Annotated in this window: 13 protein-coding genes and 1 pseudogene; 5 read left to right on the top strand and 9 right to left on the bottom strand. The window is 39.3% G+C overall.

The genetic code is table 11. The annotated features are described in order from the left end of the window. Position 1 precedes the first annotated feature (1 nt). From GARC_RS12325 to GARC_RS12340, 4 genes are all read right to left on the bottom strand, one after another. Positions 2-1,567: an efflux RND transporter periplasmic adaptor subunit gene (locus GARC_RS12325; protein ID WP_007620451.1), complete on the bottom strand. Its 1,566-nt coding sequence runs from the start codon at positions 1,565-1,567 to the stop codon at positions 2-4. Further along, positions 1,564-3,024: a TolC family protein gene (locus tag GARC_RS12330; RefSeq protein WP_007620453.1), complete on the bottom strand. Its 1,461-nt coding sequence runs from the start codon at positions 3,022-3,024 to the stop codon at positions 1,564-1,566. Before GARC_RS12330 ends, GARC_RS12325 begins: the two co-directional genes overlap by 4 nt. After that, complete coding sequence (locus tag GARC_RS12335; RefSeq protein WP_007620455.1) at positions 3,024-3,551, bottom strand: DUF411 domain-containing protein; 528 nt, start codon at positions 3,549-3,551, stop codon at positions 3,024-3,026. Before GARC_RS12335 ends, GARC_RS12330 begins: the two co-directional genes overlap by 1 nt. A 99-nt stretch (positions 3,552-3,650) precedes the next feature. Beyond that, positions 3,651-3,974 carry a hypothetical protein gene (locus GARC_RS12340; RefSeq protein WP_153810922.1) on the bottom strand — a complete coding sequence of 108 codons (324 nt, stop codon included), beginning with the start codon at positions 3,972-3,974 and terminating at the stop codon, positions 3,651-3,653. Between the two features lie 313 nt (positions 3,975-4,287). Between GARC_RS12340 and GARC_RS12345 the strand changes: the two genes are divergently transcribed. Both GARC_RS12345 and GARC_RS12350 read left to right on the top strand, forming a co-directional pair. After that, the gene (locus tag GARC_RS12345) at positions 4,288-4,968 is read left to right on the top strand and encodes a heavy metal response regulator transcription factor (protein WP_007620460.1); all 681 of its coding nucleotides are present in this window, start codon (positions 4,288-4,290) and stop codon (positions 4,966-4,968) included. Further along, the gene (locus GARC_RS12350; RefSeq protein ID WP_007620462.1) at positions 4,955-6,409 is read left to right on the top strand and encodes a heavy metal sensor histidine kinase; all 1,455 of its coding nucleotides are present in this window, start codon (positions 4,955-4,957) and stop codon (positions 6,407-6,409) included. Before GARC_RS12345 ends, GARC_RS12350 begins: the two co-directional genes overlap by 14 nt. A 125-nt stretch (positions 6,410-6,534) precedes the next feature. Here GARC_RS12350 and GARC_RS12355 read toward each other — a convergent pair whose 3' ends face one another. Continuing rightward, positions 6,535-7,545 (bottom strand): tyrosine-type recombinase/integrase, encoded by a 1,011-nt coding sequence (locus GARC_RS12355; RefSeq protein ID WP_007620464.1) that lies wholly within the window; start codon positions 7,543-7,545, stop codon positions 6,535-6,537. A 200-nt stretch (positions 7,546-7,745) separates the two neighbouring features. Between GARC_RS12355 and GARC_RS12360 the strand changes: the two genes are divergently transcribed. Further along, complete coding sequence (locus GARC_RS12360) at positions 7,746-8,798, top strand: DNA-binding protein (protein ID WP_007620467.1); 1,053 nt, start codon at positions 7,746-7,748, stop codon at positions 8,796-8,798. A gap of 946 nt (positions 8,799-9,744) precedes the next feature. Here GARC_RS12360 and GARC_RS12365 read toward each other — a convergent pair. The 4 genes from GARC_RS12365 to GARC_RS12380 are packed head-to-tail and all read right to left on the bottom strand — an operon-like array spanning position 9,745 to position 16,629. Then, a complete protein-coding gene (locus GARC_RS12365; RefSeq protein ID WP_007620471.1) occupies positions 9,745-10,257 on the bottom strand; it encodes a hypothetical protein in 513 nt (170 codons plus the stop codon). Continuing rightward, the gene (locus tag GARC_RS12370) at positions 10,250-13,063 is read right to left on the bottom strand and encodes a hypothetical protein (RefSeq protein WP_007620472.1); all 2,814 of its coding nucleotides are present in this window, start codon (positions 13,061-13,063) and stop codon (positions 10,250-10,252) included. The genes GARC_RS12365 and GARC_RS12370 overlap by 8 nt, the downstream gene beginning before the upstream one ends. Next, the gene (locus tag GARC_RS12375; protein ID WP_153810923.1) at positions 13,053-15,407 is read right to left on the bottom strand and encodes a hypothetical protein; all 2,355 of its coding nucleotides are present in this window, start codon (positions 15,405-15,407) and stop codon (positions 13,053-13,055) included. Before GARC_RS12375 ends, GARC_RS12370 begins: the two co-directional genes overlap by 11 nt. After that, complete coding sequence (locus tag GARC_RS12380) at positions 15,397-16,629, bottom strand: site-specific integrase (protein WP_007620474.1); 1,233 nt, start codon at positions 16,627-16,629, stop codon at positions 15,397-15,399. Before GARC_RS12380 ends, GARC_RS12375 begins: the two co-directional genes overlap by 11 nt. Before the next feature lie 92 nt (positions 16,630-16,721). On the opposite strand from GARC_RS12380, the pseudogene GARC_RS12385 reads away from it, so the two are divergent. Both GARC_RS12385 and msrP read left to right on the top strand, forming a co-directional pair. Next, a pseudogene (locus GARC_RS12385) lies at positions 16,722-17,729 on the top strand (anti-phage deoxyguanosine triphosphatase); the annotation flags it as partial. Between the two features lie 115 nt (positions 17,730-17,844). Further along, entirely contained in the window at positions 17,845-18,849 is a 1,005-nt protein-coding gene (gene msrP, locus GARC_RS12390; protein WP_007620476.1) for a protein-methionine-sulfoxide reductase catalytic subunit MsrP, read from the top strand. The last annotated feature ends 5 nt before the right edge of the window (positions 18,850-18,854 follow it).

Below are 18,854 nucleotides of genomic sequence, written 5' to 3' on the forward strand. Positions count from 1 at the left end.
ATTACTCTCCTTTGTCGCTAGCAGCATCTTTGATTGCAGGCTCTGTTTTTGGCATATCCATTGCCATCGCGCTGACAATAATAAAATTACCGTCTCTAATTTCAAAGGTGAACATCACATAAGCAGCATTTGAAAATAAGGCCATATCAACATTTTCTTCAACAATAAAATCAACTCTGTCTGCCTCACGCCCCCACTTTAAGATGGCTTCTCGGTCGATGGTGACCATTCGATGATCAACCATTGCCGACACCACAGTACCGTTCACTGTGGCTGAGGAAACACTATCGTTGTTCTCACTCATATCCATTTGTGTTGACTCATTTTGGGAAGAGTCATGATTCATACGTTTAAAATCAGATGATTTGCTTGATTCTGAATCGAGTAAAAATTGCGCCGAACTGACGACTCTTTCTCCCTCGCTTAATCCTTGAAGTATTTCAACGCTTTCGCTGTCATAACGACCCACAGAAACCTCAACAGATTTAAAGCTACCTTCACCTAGTGCCAACACAACTCTATCTTGATTACCTGTTCTAATGAGGGCCTCTTTTGGAATAAGTAGTGCTTGTTCATCACCTGTCGCATGAATGGCAATTTGTGCAAACATATTAGGTTTAAATTCCCCCTCTTCATTATCGAAGCGCAATCGTACTTTCACCGTACGTGTTTTAGCATCAAGGGTTGGGTAGATATAATCGACTTGACCTTCCCATGTTTTACCGGGTAAATAATCTAGTGTCATAGTCACGGGCGTAGAAGTTTTAACTTGGCCGGCCTGTCTTTCGAATACTTCTGCCTCGACCCACACATCGGATAGATCACCAATAGCCATCAAGGTTGAGCCAGGTTTTACATAGAAGCCTTCGCGTATGTTAAGGTTTTCAACCACGCCATTTTGCGGGGAATAAAACGTAATGTTTTGCTGCACTTTTCTGGTTTTTTTGAGTTTTTCAATAGCCGACTTAGGTAACTGTAGTGCTGATAATCTATTTTCAGAAGCCGTTATTAATCGACTGTTTTTTCTATCTAACGCCAATAATAACTCCTCTTGAGCATTAACTAACTCAGGGGAATAAATATCGTATAATGGCTGGTTTTTTACAACAGGATCACCGGTAGCCTTAACATAGAGCTTCTCGATCCATCCTTGAACTCGAGGGTGAATATGCACAAGTTTATCTTCATTGTAAGTCACATAACCCACTGTGTTTATTTCAGTATGCAGTGATTTGAAACCTGCTGTTGTGGTACGTACCCCTAAGTTATTCACAACATCAGGTGAGATACGAATTGTACCGGGACCTTCATCAGGTCCTTTTCCGTCATCGTCATAAACAGCCACTAAATCCATTCCCATTGGCGATTTACCCGGCTTGTCTCTCTTATAATTTGCATCCATGGGGGCGACCCAATAGATCGGCTTCTTTTCGTCAGTGGTTTTGCTGGTTATTGGATCACCTTCTGAAGGAGCGATAAAATAAGTTGCCGTAAAAGTGATAATGCCACCTAAGATCATGCCAATAACTATGGGGCTAATGTGTTTCTTTGAGATATTTGGGCTCATTGTTTTTCTCCCGAAATTGCAGCATATTGGTGGCTGTTAGGTAAATTCATATCATTTCTTGTAGTGACAGTATCGCGGCTGTCGATAAACAGATAATTAAGCTCTAGCCGTATTTTCTGCTCTTCTACGTTGAGTGTTAGTTCGTCTATTTCGGCATTTAACACCGCAATACGTGAACGAACAACTTCTGAAAAATCGCCATCATCATTGGTATAGGCAGTCAAAGAGGCTTCTGCTTGGTCATATATTTGTGGTAATAATTTGGTTTTATATAAATTCTGCCTGTCGATTAGGCGCAATAACCTGCCTTTTGCGCTCGAATAAGTACCTAACAATTGTCTAAGTAAGAGTAACTTTTCGGTTTTAACAGCTTCTGTTTCAGATATCGCTGATTGCACCTCTTTATCTTGTCTGTTTTCAGTAAAGAGTGGTAAATCAAAGGTCACACCAACCGAAAATAAATCAGCTCGACTTGCGCCCATAGGATCATCCCCGCGATAGCCATAACTTGCGTTTACAGCCCATTCAGGTTTGTATTTTTGCTTTGCCAATTTAATGCCTGCTTTAGAAGCCTTTACTTTTTTTTCTATAGCGACAACCGAGGGATGATTTGAGAAATGTGAGACCAACTCTTCTGTCTTATGCCAATTTTCTTTGTAAACTAAATCACTATTAAGTAACTCTATTTGAGGTAGCACTTGGTTAAGAACGATATTATGTAAAATAAAATCAGACGCTAATGGTGCTGCATATTCAGCACTATTTTCATTAGAAAACGTGGTTAGCCATTGTGCAAGCATGCCTTCATAGCTGTTTTTCTGTTGCTCTAGTTGATCTAATCTGTCTTCTAAACGTGTTAGCTCTAGCTGTGCTCGAACAATATCTTGCTGTCGAGTTTTACCTAAAGCTGATGAATAGCTTGCCTCTGCTACATCTGCTAACTGTTCAAATAACGACCTGTTACTTTCAATTAATGCGATACTTTGCTGGACCCTATAAGTGTCCAACCATAAGCTTCCTACTGTAACGGCTACTTTTGATTCTCTGTCCTTTCGTTGATATGGGAATGCTTCACTTTGAGTTTTTAGCTGTTGGCTTTTAATATCTAAGGTATCGCCGCGAGGAAACATTTGTGTAATGCCTACTTTTGCCTGTGTCATGCCTTCCTGACCAAAATCGAAACCGTTAGTGGGCAAGTTTGCCAGACCAATCGACACCTTAGGATCTGGTAATGTATTTACTGCAATACTCATCGATTCGATGGCTCTTTGTTTATGAACATTCCCAGTTAACCAAGGATCATTTATTTGGGCCGCCCTGATAGCCTTTTCGAAAGATAAAGGGGTATTGGCGTTCATCAATGGAAACTCAGTGGCACTAGCAGATAAAAGAGTAAAAGCGAAAATCCCTACTCCGAATTTTATGTGGAATTTACGAATTTCATTGAGTTTATTCATTAAAACTGTTCCTCATAAGTCATCACTTGCTTATATTCAGTCACAGTGCCGTCTGCATTAAGAAGTAAGATGTTGTAAGGCATGAATCGATCCCCAACCTCCATGCCAGGCGTTCCAACTGGCATGGCTGGTACAGAAAGACCGATTGACCCCTCTGGTACATTGGCTAAATACTGTTTAATAAATTTGGCAGGCACATGCCCTTCAAAAAGGTATCCATCATTTGATTCAGCGGTATGGCAAGAACGATAGTTGGCAGGAATGCCTTTATTGTCTTTCAGCTTAGACAAAAGCGTAATGTTGTTTACTTCAGTCTCAAAGCCATGCTCCTCGACATGTGTTACCCACTTTTGACAGCATTTGCATGAACGACTTTTGTAAACCGTGAGTTCTATGGCCTCGTTCATTTTGGGTTCTTTACCTGCTTTTGCATTCGCTTCTAATGTTGATGCATCAGAACAAGCAACCACAAACAAAACAGATAAGATGGACAGTGTTTTTACTGGAAATATATTTATTAATTTCATTTTAATATTCTCTTTCTTTTTGACATTGCGTAACACAAGGTCGAAACAAATCAGTTCCAGCTACTCTGGAAAGTCAAATTTCAAGCAGATCTACCCTGCTTAAGAAAAAGTTGTTTTTGGGGGGCGTTGAGGGAGAGCTAAGAATATATTGTGTATAGTAGAATGACTCATAATCAATTGAGTTGTTTTGTAGTCAATTGGCGTATCAATATTGGGTTCACTAGGCACGGCAACAGTCATCAAACCCATTGGACAACAACAGTCTTTTTGACAGCAATCTTTATCAGAAGTCATGCTAGATTTATCCATGGCCATGGAGTGTTTAGAATGATCCATATTTTTATCGTTCATCACCATTATGCCATTATCGGCGCACGGCATAAATGAAAGAGCAAAAGACTCCCCGATTTGCGCTGTGAGCATGATAAATATCATAATTATTTTGGTGATTTTGTATAACACTTGAAACCTTAAACTTAAAAAACCAAGTTCACTAAAAAATGTGTACGTCTTAACTTGGAGAAGTGTTGAGTTAAAATACACTTTTATAATACTCACCTAACATGTCACGGCCATTACGCATTGATTACATTTTTGTAATCAACACCTATTACACTGATTTATATTTTATATTGGTTGTTAGTCACTGATTATGAGGTAAATTGGTATGCAGTTAAAAGTTCCTGCTTTGACCGATTGAATACAAAACACCTTTCCATAACTAACGAGGTTAATAATGAAGATCCTTGTCGTCGAAGACGAAACTAAAACCGGAGATTATATCAAGCAGGGTTTAACTGAATCAGGCTTCGTAGTGGAGTTAGTAAGAACCGGGCTTGATGGTCACCACAAGGCTATGACCGGCAGCTTTGAACTAGTGATACTTGACGTTATGCTGCCAGATATTGATGGATGGAGAATTTTAAGCTCTATGAGGGAGAAAAGTAATCACACACCAGTGTTGTTTTTAACTGCTAGAGATAGTGTAAAAGACAGAGTGAAAGGTCTTGAACTCGGAGCAGATGATTATCTGGTCAAGCCATTCGCTTTTGCTGAATTACTTGCAAGAGTCAGAACGCTGCTAAGAAGAGGCACATCCGTGCCGTCAAATACTATTAATATTGCTGATCTTGAATTAGATATTCCGTCCCGCGTGGCAACACGTTCAGGTAAACCTATAAGCCTTACGACTAAGGAGTTTATGCTTCTAGAACTCATGGTTCGAAGACAGGGGGAAGTGTTACCTCGCTCGCTAATAGCATCACAAGTTTGGGACATGAACTTTGATAGTGATACCAATGTAATCGACGTGGCAATTAGGAGGCTAAGAGCCAAAATAGATGATTCGTTTACACCTAAACTGATCCAAACTGTCAGAGGTATGGGCTATAAGTTGGCGATAGATGAGCGAGAGTAACGTGCTAAAGAAACCCAATTCTCTTGCATTTAGAGTCACAGTATTAGTTGGGGTTACCATTTTTATATGTCTGAGCATCATGAACCTAATTGTTATTGAATCCATAGATCAGCATTTTATAGAGCAGGATGCGGACGAGCTAAATGAGGTGTTCGAAGCGGTTCAAAGTAAGCTCGGTGAAGCTCATGAATTGAATGTATTGCCATCTAGTATCCTCTTTCAAGCAGTGTCCGGTCATCACGGCGTTTACTATCACGTCAAAGACAAAAATGAAAATACGATATTCACCAGTCAAGGTGCTGACTTATCTACATTTCCGACAAAGTTTAAAGCCCATAACCAAGTTATTCCCTCGAACTTAATTCTATTTAACGATGGAAAGCATATGTTGAGAGGTACAAAAATAACCTTTGAATTACCCACCAAGTTGGGACCAGAAAGGTACACAGTGACAGTTGCATCCAACATGGAATTCCACATGAGTTACATGCAGAACTTTAAGAGTACACTGTGGGGAATTGTATTTTTAGCTGGTGTGATTACCGTTTTTGCGGCACGTTTTGCAGTATACAGAGGACACTCCCCGTTAAGGCAATTAAGCAGGGAAATTGAGTCCATCACTGCTGATAAGCTTGATATTAGGCTGGACCCTTTAAATGTACCAGTCGAACTCACCACATTAGTGGATTCTTTTAATACCATGTTAAAGCGTCTCGAAGACGGCTTTGAAAGGCTTTCTCACTTTTCAGCAGATATCGCACACGAATTACGCACCCCAATCACAAATTTAACAACACAGACACAGGTAATGCTCAGCAAATCGAGAGATAGTGAAGCATATATTGAAATTCTATATTCGAATCTTGAAGAATATGATCGCATGACCAAAATGGTAAGTGACATGCTTCTACTTGCACAAGCCGAGCAGGGCTTAATTAAACCAAATAAAGATACTGTAGTAGTAAATAAGGAAATAAAGGGGCTGTTCGATTATTTTGAGTTGCTCGCTGATGAGAAAAATATACAACTTATATTAGACGGTTCAAATTTAGAGTTAGTTTGTGATAAAACTATGTTGCGACAAGCGCTGAGCAATTTAATTTCTAACGCAATTCGTTACTCACCTAAAAATGACAAAATCATAATTAAAACAAAAACGTCATCTGATGTAGTCTCAATTGCTATTATAAATCATGGCGATGTAATTCCTAAAGAACATTTGAGTCGTTTGTTTGATCGCTTTTACAGAGCAGACTTCTCGCGTAATCGAGATGGTCATGGCGCTGGTCTCGGGTTGACGATTGCAAAATCTATAGTAAATATTAACGGAGGCGATATCGTTGCTGAATCCTCAGAAAAAAACACCTGTTTTACCATTATATTCAAGAAAGATAAGGTAGCTAAATTTGACGACTCCACAAATGAAACTATGAAAACGTGATGTTTTATTAGCGAACTAAAAGAAGAAGAATAAGGATAAGGATAGCAAAAGGTAATAAGACTTTCCGGATTTGGTTAGACTCTTCTCGCAGTTATTATTTACTCAACAATTTCTGCGATATTTGTTTATTTACCATGTTGATGCCAAAGTACAGCCATTTTATCCATCAACGTCAACGATGCATTTTCCGTAAACTGCTGACCTTCCTCAATGTATCCCCTCACCGTTCCATCACTCTTCCAACCACCCTGCTTTTTTATTAAGGCAAAATCTACCCTCTCTCTCGCCGCGGACGTTGACAATCCCCGACGAAAACTGTGACTACTCAGTTCTGGCACAAAATCAAACAGACATTTATCGCCTAAGTCTTTCAAAAAGCCATTAATGGCCCCGGGACTCAGCGACTTATCCTGAATCTGATCCCAGCGATTAACAGGCTTAAAGACCGCCCCTTGTGTGATACCCGCCCTATTCAGCCAATCCCTTAACGCTTTTACAGGACAGATGGATTCATTTCCATACGGTAGTGCGCGGGTCAATCCCGCAAGCTCTTGATCTGTTTTCGATTTAGGCAGGCTGATCAACACGCCTTCCTGCTCCCAAGATAAATCTTCAACGGTGATAGCGACCAATTCACTGCGCCGAAACGCACCAAAAAAACCGACTAACAGCAACGCCCTGTCCCGCGCTTTCTTATTGCCGTCAGGTAAGGCGTGAAGGGTCGACAGCATGGAAACGAGGTGCTCGAGACGCAAGGCTTTTGCTTTTGACTTGGGCTTGCCATGCGTACGCCGGATCCCATCCATCGTTTTACGAACCAACGGGGTACGAGACGGATCAGGTATGAGTTGTAGGTGATGCCACTGACTGATCGCAGTGAGATGCAATGCTAGGGTGCGCGGATTCAGCTGCCCTGCTCGCTCGATAAGGTAGCGTACCAACACACTTGAGTCGGTAGGTAAACGGCCACCCCATTTTTCGAATTGACGGATGGCACTACGATAGGCCTTACGGGTGTTATCAGACGTTCCCGCCGTGATGTAAAGTTGCAATGCAGTTTGACTGTTGTCCATCAACGAAGCTGTCTGCGTAGCTTCGTTCTTTAACGATGCGGACTCAGCTTGTTTAAGTTCCACTTTTAGCTCCCATTGATATCATGTTGGAATCCCCGTTTTGTAACAGGAACACAGAAATTGTATTTTTTAAGAAAACTATAACCTACGATAAGCAACATTATCGTTAGTTATAAATGAAATATCAATGTTCACATTGAATTCTAATTCATATGTAATATTATGTAATACATAATACAGTACGAAATAAACAGGAGACCGTAGTGGCACGTGCAGGCGTCAACGCTAGTCATATTATTCAAGCCGCAGAATCTATTCAGGCCGACGGGCATACGCCCACAGTCGATCGCGTCAGGGACTATCTCGGCACTGGCAGTAAAAGCACCATCGCGCCCCTGCTCAAACAATGGCGCGCATCCAACGAGTCCAAAAATGTGGACCATGGTTTGCCCGCTGATCTTATGGACGTCGTGAAATCGTTGCATGCACGCGTGCACCAACATGCTGATGGTAAAATCGAACAGATCCAGGATGAGTGTAATAGCATTACAGATACGCTTAGCCAACGGCTAGCTGATGCATCCGCCCAAATCGCTCAATTGTCTGAGGACAATGCGACTATCAAACAGACGTTGCGGGACAGCCAGATTGAAAACAAGACAATCACGCAGTCTCATCAGGTGCTGCTAAGTAGACATGATAAATCGGTGTATGAGCTGGAAGGAGCGCACACGAGGATTAACGAATTAAAGGCCGTTAACACGGAGATTAAGCAGGAATCTAAAGACATCCGCGCCCACTTTGAGCACTATCAAGTGCGCACCGCACAAGATAGACAACATGAGCGTGAACAGTTTCAATCCACACAATTTCGTGACCAAGCACAGATCACATCATTGACCGAGCAAGTTCGAGATATCACCGCGCAACTTGCTACATGCGTGACCAAACAAACACAACTCGAGAAAAAATACGGGGAAATGAGGGATGACAATCAATCGTTGAGTCAGCGCCTGGCCGCAAAAAGTACGCAATGCTCAACCTTGCAACAGGATCTTATCGCCAAGAAACAAGACAACTCAGTGCTAATGCAGGAAATTGATACCCTGCAAGATCAGAAAGACGCGTTAACACTTCAATGTGTGGAGGCGGACAAAACACGGGGATTATTAACACAATCTCATGAGGGCATAGCGGCAGAGCTGGAAAAGATAAAAATCACTCACCACAATTTACAGAGCGAATATCAGCTTGCTCTGCAAGAAAAAGCACAACTGCAGGGACAGTATAAACAATTGGCGATGTCACTCCCCTAACCTACGCTGCGTAATAGACAACGTGATACGTGAAATCATACGTATTTCTAAAACGTGTTGGCAAATTTGACTCATGACGCACTGAAACCCGTCTTGTTAGTGTAAAGCCACACAGCGTTTCTGATAATTTGGGATGGATTGCGATATCCTACATAAATATTAGTATTTTTCATGCCCTGATTATTGCATATTAACATCCAACCCGATCACCTAATATTGACTGATCGGTTTCATGTTATTACGCAATTATCGCACGTTTTTAAGTCTGCTTGTTAACTTGACATGTGTTGCGATAGTGGTGAAACTGGATAAACGTTTTGCAACTAGGTCGCCCATACTATGTGCAATAATATCCACTCTTTTGTCACCCACTCGCTGGTGTAATTCTTCTACTAAATTGGCGAGTACTTTGTCTTAGGCCTCTAAACTAAAACCCAATAGATAGTGAAATAATAATACTTGCCGTTGATTCAAAACCAAACTTTTAGTGACTAGCAGCCATGATTTTGGCGAGTCAGTAATAACGTGAACGAGTATTAATACACCCTTATCAGTTTGCCAAGGCACTAGTAAATAGAACCAAAACCTATTTCATTCGCAAGTCTTAAGGGTTCCCATAATCCAAGCTCAATTGCGTCCGGGCCAAAATATGGGATGTCATAATCAGCGATTTTACCAACATTTTTTACATTACCATCATTGTTATATTCCCTATATTACTTGGGTTTATGTAGATTTAGGATACACAGGATAAGTTAGGAGATAATAATGTATACGTCTAGACATGGTAGGGGCGGTGAATCGATTCAGTTAAAATGAAATTTTTGCTTATTTTCAAAGAATAATTCTTACAATGATTGTAAGTCTTTTATTATATTACTATTAAAAGTGTGGCTTTTTGATTGATATATATGAGTACAGTTTACTTTAAATATCCAAACTGCGTTCACAATCCCAGTTTTCGTTTAACATCAAGGGGCATATTACTTAATAAGCGTGCATATAATTTTTCGCAGTTTGACTGCTTTATCAATTTTAATTCTTCTGTTGAGCTTCTTGTTTTTGATTTAAGTTCTTCCTTGGATAAATGTTGAAGACCATGAGCTTTTCGTTCTAGCTTTTTATCTTTAGCCTTTGCCAGCTTTTCATTCACATCATCTAAGCAGCGTCTCAACTCAGATGAATATGAAGATGCATGAAATATTGACTGCGCAGTTTTATCAATTTTTTTGGCAACCTCAGCTTTATTAATTTCATAATTTGATTTCTTGTTGTAATCAGTTTTCTTCCCATGCCCTTGTATAAAACGAAATTTTTCCTGTTTTAGCGTGTGTATCATTTTATAAGCTGGAAAAGATGCGTTACTTTTATCAACCCAGCTAGGCAAAACTTCCGAAGTCTCTATATAATCCTTCGTTATTTCGTCACCTAAAAATCTATTTAGATAGTCATCAGCCATTTAAATGTCCTTCTTTATCGACGTCACTTATCACTCCTTCCAAGTGTGTAATAAAGTCATCATACGAACTGCTCTTTTCATTCACTTTGAGCTCTGCAATTCGTAACAATGCTTTTCGTAGCGTTGCAACATGAAATTCCTTTATTGATAAAGGTAAATTTGGGTTTTTACAGACTTCAACATCATTCTGTGTGTAAATGACAATACCAGCAAAGTTACTGTTAATAATATCTGCATTAATACAACCCAAACAAAGCTTAGGCGAAGCATTATGACGCTGTGGGATTCCATCAACAGAGCACTTCGCATGACTTTCAGTCCCCGCCCTTAATATGCAGGTTGCCCAAGCGTTGGATTTAATATCAATAACTCGCTCTTTTGCTATCTTGTTAGCAATAACAACGTATTCTTCATTTGTAACAACCTTCGTGAGATTCACCGCTTTTGACACAAAACGGTCAAAACCACCTGAATAGGATCTCCGCTCATCTTTAAGGCTTGCTACGTGCTTTTGAACTACCGAGTTAATCGTCGTTCTTTTTGCTACATCATATATAGACTTTACCTCTTTATTTCGCAGGTAGGCCATGAAAAACCGTTCATCTATATGCTTAAAATTTGCACGAATAAATCGGCCTACATCTCCTCTATAACGTTGCAGTATTGCCTCTGCCCAAATGTGTCGAAACGCGTGCGGCGTTACTTTTAGGACATCATGGACAAATTCCTCTCTTATCCCCCTAACCGTTTCCGAACGGAAAACACTCTCATTGCCATTGTCATTGTCATTGTCATTTGAAAAAATATGCGACTTCGTTTTCTCGCTGAGGCTTTCATTAAGTAAATTCGTACTTGTAGTATCTAGAGTACCTTGTTTATAACGCCTTAACGTTTCAGAAAATCTTGCGGTCGATCGGTTTTCCTTTTGATAACTACGTTTTGATAACTCTAATTTAGCAACACCATGTCGTAACTGATTGCGGAGTTTTATTACTTCCTGCGCGAGACTATTTTTGATATCGTACTTTTTATTAAGCCGCATGTACGATATCCGCTTGTCGGCAGATAGTGCACCTTTCACTGCATTCAAAGCTTCAAGTTCATCAAGTTCTTTAAACAATGCATATTCAAATGGAAATCGTAACCACATCTTTTCGACTCTAGTCGCTAAGTTATTTTTATTCGAAATCGTTACTGAAATAAGTGCAGGATCTTCAGCTCCTGCACAGTTAAGCTGGCTAATCTGATTTGCAACCATTGCAGTTGATTGTGTAATTTCACGTCGTAGGGCTGTATCACCGCTGGTCTTCGATGCTGTCCAGTTCACATAAAAACGAAATGGGGTATATGATGAGTCGACAATATCTTTATTAATTTCAACTGAAATTGCAGATAAAGGAAAGCCGAATTCGCTAGCGCGCCAGCCAGTATATGCTGCAAATAATGTTATACCAGCAGCTTCGACATCAGAGAGAAAAGCTTTTAAACCGTTATTATTCTTTATTGAATTGTTTGAGGTAGAAAATTTTTTGCATAAGTCGCTAACTTCATTCTGTTCAATGGTGAAGCCCGCAATGTATTTATCACAAACCTGATCAAATTCATCAAGCTGCCACTTGAAGGCACCATTTGCGAAATCGCTTGTAAGAATTACTGACTTATATTCTTCACAGATACTCTTCCTCGATTTTATATCACCGTCAACAAATCGCGTATACAGCATTGCACGAATGAATTCGTGCGTATCGAGACGAAATTCCTTGACCCCTAAATCGGCTGCCACTGCATTTAACACATCCAATGAATACGCTTTATTGTGAATCACACATTCATTGTACGCCTGCTGAAATACCGTTAATGCCTTGTTAAGTACCATTAACTCTAGTTCATAAACTTTTTCATGTTCTAACCGGCCATTTCTGTATTTTTTTGGTTGTTGTCCCAATTGCAGCATATTCGCGACGACTCTTATTAACCTACTTATCGTCCCAGATTTTAAACCACCTATTCCTTCAATATAGGTTTTCATTTGCTTTAGTGTCTTACTTACAGCCGTAGCAAAAGTAATATTTTGTTCAAAAAATTCAGCACAGTAATCTATGTAATGCCTACCAATATCAAGACCTAAAAAGTCAAACGAACCACCGGCCTTATAGTCAGTTAAGGTCATACCGGTCTGACTTAAACAAGCTTCATTCAATGCCTTGTTTTGACTCGTTATGTCTATTTGGTTTAATAAAACTCTAACTCTATGACGAGTAAGTAATTTATAGATTGATCTAAGAGTGAACAATTTAATTCGACTTCCATAGGCTGGTATAGAAAATCGCTTTACAAAACGGTTATTATCAAAGTCGTGGGTTAATAATAGGGAAAAAAAGTCTGGTAATTGAGCCTCCGTCAGAACTATTAATTTTTCTACTTTTAAGTAATGAAACAACATTTTCAATAAATCTAACAACCACACACAACGATAATCGACTGATTGGTCTTGAACTAGCTCAAGAAAAAGCCACTTAGCAAAAACAACAGGCGATAACTCTATCGCTTGATCGGTTTCCCACAATACTTTAACTGTTTTAGCAAATGCCAACTCACTTTGACAAAATGGCGCGAAATCAAGTACCACCTTACTATTTTTATATCGGTGGTGTGTAAATGAAACCTCCCATACTAAGTCATCTAAATTTGTGTTTTCAACTTGGCTTATTTGCTGAAGTAATGTTAAACATCTATTCCTAAGCCCAGCTTCTTTTGGGCTAACTGAAAGTAATTCAGTAGATTGTTCACTGATATTAGTTACCAACAGAATTCCCTCCCGTCTGAGCAAAAAACAATTGAGGAAGGTGTTCCTTATACTTCTTATACATTACTTCCCCTTGATTCACAGTTTCACGGTTAAACAATCGAATTGAAAATACAGTTTCAATCCATTCAGCCGTAGGTAAAGCGGTATAAAACAAAAAATCTGGGTTACATTTTGCAAGTTGCTCATGCGTCCGGTGTAACTCGTCGAGATAATGTCTTAACTTCATCACTGTTTCAGGACTTTCAACTAAATACAGACTGTCCGGCAACTCCCCTTCAATATGCCCATCAGCCTTACTAAAACCTAATTCATCAACCCTACCATTCTTTTTTTCCGTGATAATTTTCAGGCGAGATAATACATCGGATTTTCGTTGCTCAACGTACCGTAAAGCTTTCGTAAAATCACTTTGGAATAGGACCTTATCACCTTTAGACGGTCTAAATACGTTGCACTGCAAATCATGCATTACTGCTCTGGTAATACGCCCACAGTTGTTCAACCATACCTCATTCTCCTTATTTAAATAGTGATGTCGCTCTGTCTCCATAGTATGAGAACGGTAGTTCATTAATCTTGACGCATCAAAGTCGTCAGAAGCTGCATGCACGCTGGAATTCTTAATATTTTCCAAACCGAACAATCGCCCTTTACACGGAGTTTGACATTCCATCAACCAATCATCATGGCCGGACTTGGATTGCCGATTGAAAGCTTCTTTCTTTACACCATGATCAAGAACCCTATTCAAAGTATCTAAAAAAACTGGCGAACTATTTGATCTTTTAATTTCATTATCAATTTTTAGTCGAACTGTAGAGTACGATAAAAACCTAAAAAGTGTAGATGCTGAAGAAAAAGCACCTGTTTTTAACTTAGTGATTCCCGTATCACATACCAGTGCACCGCAATCCTGTGACATTTCAGCTGTTCTGTCATTAATAAACGCTAATATTGCATTACCAAGTTGGGAATTGGCGTTAATCATATTTGTACTGTGAACTGAGTTGGCTCTTGACTTAAAATATGCACAATCAATATGTGTGACTTTACCGTTTTGTTTCTTAAGGAATTTAAAATTCGAACGCCTAAGTCGATAAATATCAGTTACAGCAACAGTTTGATAGGCCATTAAAACTGAAAACAAATAGTTCTCAGCTTTACATGTAGGCACAATGACACTTTTAGCTTTAGCCCCTACATAGTCGACAAGTTCAAGGATAAATTCTATGGTAAATAATAGGCATTGTGGGGTTTGCTGCTTGAATACAGTTTCAATTTTACCTTGTAAGGTTGTCTGTTGATTAATGTTGCCATTTTTTTCAATTCTATCCCTGACATAAGCAATAACATTTTTTGTACATTGAGAATATATTAAAGCATCTATTGCAACTCTAATTGAAAATGCTCTCTCATCAGACGTACAAGATAATATTTCAGCCAAGCGCTCAAAAAAAGTTCGTTTATAATTAAGTGTGTTCTTTTTATACTGGGCTATATCTTTTATATATTGAGGGTCTACTGATCCATTCGCATAAAGCGATGCATCCGGGTAAGAAGGGGGCATAGGAAAATAATTACGTTTAACAGCTTTAACAATAAACAAATTTATCAATGAATGCTTAGCATTGTGCAACTCGATTAAGGCTGTAGCACAAGTAATTTGTAATGAATTAGTTAGCAACTTAGGCGACACAACTCGATTAAAAAGTTCACTCCCAACCCCAACTTCATCTAACCGTAGCCAGGAATGGAAACCAAACCATTCAGTTAAAGTGTTTTGTTCACTTTCATCTTTAGCTGCAAGTTTCGTTTTTGATAACTGATCTAAATACCGGTATTCGTCATTCGACAAATATTCAATACCAAAAGGTATGTATGACAGCGCTTTATTTAATGCTGTGATTAATTCTCGCAATCCAGTACTCTGCGTTTTAACTTGATCATTTTTAACGCGAAATGTTTCAAATCCTTTTAATATATTTCCTTTGTTGTTTGACGTTATATCAAGCTGATTGAGATACTCAACAAACCGTGGGAATATATCTGAAACCAAAGAGCGTAACGCATTGTCGGAATTACAAACAAATGCCAAGTAATACGCGGTATACAGAGCTGAAAACACAAGCCTTTTTTCGTGACATGAATTATCCTTCAAGATAATAGTGCGAATAGCTCGGTTAAGACTAGCTGGTACAATAAAACGACGTGTTTCAGGTTTAAATTCGATAGGTACGACATCTATTCCTTTTCGGTACTCCGTCAGCATACCCTTCTCTTGTCTGATTAGATCCAACTCAGTCTGAGCACCATCACCACGATGGGAACGATCATTTTTCACGATGATTAAAATTATTTAATTCAATTTTCAGATGACAAGAGCGGATATATTCCTTGGTTGTTGCAGGGGCCCCTCTTCCATTTACCACATGCCCCAGTAGAGCTGCTGTAACCAAATACGGCTGGGACGTCGGTGTAACATTGTCCACTCTCAATCCATTAATTAGTAGGGCATCATAGAATGTATCGGTACCAAAAGAATGCCTTAAAATATGATATGTTTGTTTTTCCTGTAACTGATCTAAATGGTCTGGTAATAACCCCTCTTTTTGTTTCAGAAGAATTTTCTTTCGCGCATGTTTAAATAGAACTTGCACACAAGCTGGCGATATAGCTTTTAAATAACCCGAACTCGGCTCTGTAACAAATAAGTTGTCAATATCACAATTAGGCCGTTCTTTGTCGTAATATTGCTTAAACCTGTGTAATGTATCTCGTGGGATATAAAGCTTCCTCGACTTACCTCCTGCTCCTCTGTGTCCTTTTGAGTACTTGCCCTGCAACCAAAACTCAAATTGTTCCTGTTCAGGACTCTGCTCTAACTGCTGAAATAACGACAACAGGCCCATATATTTCTTATTACCGACAACAAAGTCATTTAACAAAAATCCGATGTTTTCTTTTGCCCTAACGCCAGTTGTCCCAGCGGCACGCAAAATACACTCATCCCTTAGGCAACGAGCATTTGCATATAATTGTGCTCTCAATCCGGGAGAAAAATATTTAATGACGCCTCGATGATTCGTATTTTCACGTGCAATGGCCTGTGAATCTTTCGTTATTTCTAAATTTTTTAATTCCGTAAAACCGTGGAATGCCAGAAAGTTATAATACGCCCTTAGTGCAATAAGCGCTTTTTTTGCCATTTCCAAACTTTTGCCTTTAATTTGGATTAGCACATTATTTAAGTAATGATTCAACAGCTCAGCAGGAAAATTATGATGCTTATCGAAAGAGATTAGTTTCTTATCAAGACAATAAACCTCTGCCCACAGTAAAAAGTTTTTTAATTCGTTAATAATTTCACTAGTATTTTCTGAAATATTTATTTTTACCAGCTCAGCTCCTTTGATTCTTCGGTAACCATCATTCGTATAATTCAACTTATATATGGCTCTGTTATTAGCAAGTGCATGACAGAAAATACATGGAAATATCAAAGGTATTCCCTCTTCGTTAGAAAAAAGCTTCGCATCAAAGCGTTTACTTTTGAACCAATACACAAATATAACCCCTTCTAAAAGATACTTGACAATAGCACAATGATCTTAAAACAACATACGTTTTTACATATTAAGGTGGGTGTGTATTTTCTTACGGTCATGGTGGCGAGGTAGCACTGCATTATATGATGCGCAATCATGGTGGATTCGAAGGCAATGGCCAAACCTTTAGAATAGTTACTAAACTCGAACCTTATACCGCCGAACATGGTATGAACCTTAGCAGGCGCACCTTGTTAGGTTTAATCAAATACCCTAACTATCTGCCGCAACTTAATCAGCCGCCACAAGGTCAAGAGTCAGTGCCTCACAGAGAAGTTAAAGCATCCCTTTGGCATCCACCTAAAGGGTTATATGAGTGTGATCAAGCTTCTTTTGAATGGTTACTTGAAGGCTTTTCTAGCCAAGACACTCAGCGATTTATGCAATTTAACAGCAATGGCAAAAACCATTACAAAACCCTATATAAATCTTTTGACTGTTCTATTATGGAGCTGGCCGATGATATTGCTTACGCTATCCATGATCTCGAAGATGCCATTGTTATGGGTATAGTCAATCAGTCACAATTTAATCAAGAAGTGGCAGATCCGCTACTTAAATTAGACATTGATTGGATGAACCAAAACATAGTGGCACTCAGTGAAAAACTATTTAGCCAACACCATCATGAACGTAAAGACGCCATTGGTGCTTTGGTTAATTGTTTTATTACTAATATTGAAATAATCGAAATTGCAGCAGAGTTTGAAGATGATTTATTAAAATACAATGCAGTTTTCCCTGCTCACTTCCATCAGGCACTGGGTATATTTAAGGCTTATGTTTTTAATCGGGTGATCAGAAAACCAGAGATACAAATGCTCGAGTACAAAGGCCAACAAATAGTCATGGAATTATTTCAGGCTTTTGCATCCGATCCTCAACGATTATTACCTGACAACACCTGTCAACGTTGGTTAGAAGCTAATGATGCAGGTAACGGTCATAGAGTGATTGCCGATTATATATCGGGTATGACAGATGGTTTTGCTTCTAAATTGTATGGCAGTTTATTTCTTCCTTCCTCAGGCATTGTTGGAGAAAAAATCGGTTCATAAATCGTTACAGAACAATTGGCCGTATTTATCGTGATAAAAATGTGAAGAAATTATTGTGCTGAATTAGCTGTCTATACGTATATACCTTTAGCTGAATCAAAGTAATGAGACAAATATGTTAATTCGCACGCCTAAACCCAGTGAGATAAAAGAAAATCAGGTAACTGATGAAAGTGTCTACCAAAATAGGCGGCAACTATTAAAGTCTATGGGATTTTTAGGGGCTTCAGCCTTAATGGTCAGTCCACATGCTAAGGCAGTAAACTGGTTTGGCGGTGATGAAAACAAAACCTTTGAAACCACCCCACTTGAATTTTCCCAACCACAAGTTTATCACTCAGAAGATCTCTTGACGCCAGAGCAGAAAATCATCAGTCACAATAATTTTTATGAATTTGGCTCTGGAAAATCTGACCCCCTTGCACAGTCACAGTCTTTCAAAGTTGACCCATGGTCACTAAAAATTGATGGATTAGTAGAAAAATCTCTGACATTAGATTATGACGACTTATATAAAAGTTTTGAATTGCAAGAGCGGATCTATCGACTACGCTGCGTTGAGGCTTGGTCTATGGTTGTACCTTGGATTGGTTTTTCTTTGGCCGCTTTGATTAAAAAAGCTAAACCTTTGAGTTCTGCAAAATATGTAGTGTTTGAAACGCTATACGATCCTGATCAAATGCCTGGTCAGAAAAATCGCTTTACAGGTGGAGGAATTGACTACCCATACGTTGAAGGTTTAAGGATTGACGAGGCCATGCACCCTCTAGCGTTAATGTCAGTTGGCTTATATGGCAAAACTCTACCACCACAAAACGGTGCCCCAATAAGGCTAGTGGTACCTTGGAAATACGGTTTTAAGAGTATTAAGTCTGTGGTGCGTATTCGCTTAACGGATAAAAAACCCCAGACCACTTGGGAGAAACTGGCTGCTAGCGAATACGGATTTTATGCCAATGTTAACCCTCAAGTTGACCACCCACGATGGACTCAAGCCAGTGAGCGTCGCATAACGTCAGGCGGATTGTTTACTCGTAACCGTATTGAGACCCAAATGTTTAACGGATATCCTGAAGCTGCTTCTATGTATGCGGATATGGATCTCAGAAAATTCTATTAAGTGGA

The organism is Paraglaciecola arctica BSs20135, from assembly GCF_000314995.1.
Classification (GTDB): domain Bacteria; phylum Pseudomonadota; class Gammaproteobacteria; order Enterobacterales; family Alteromonadaceae; genus Paraglaciecola; species Paraglaciecola arctica.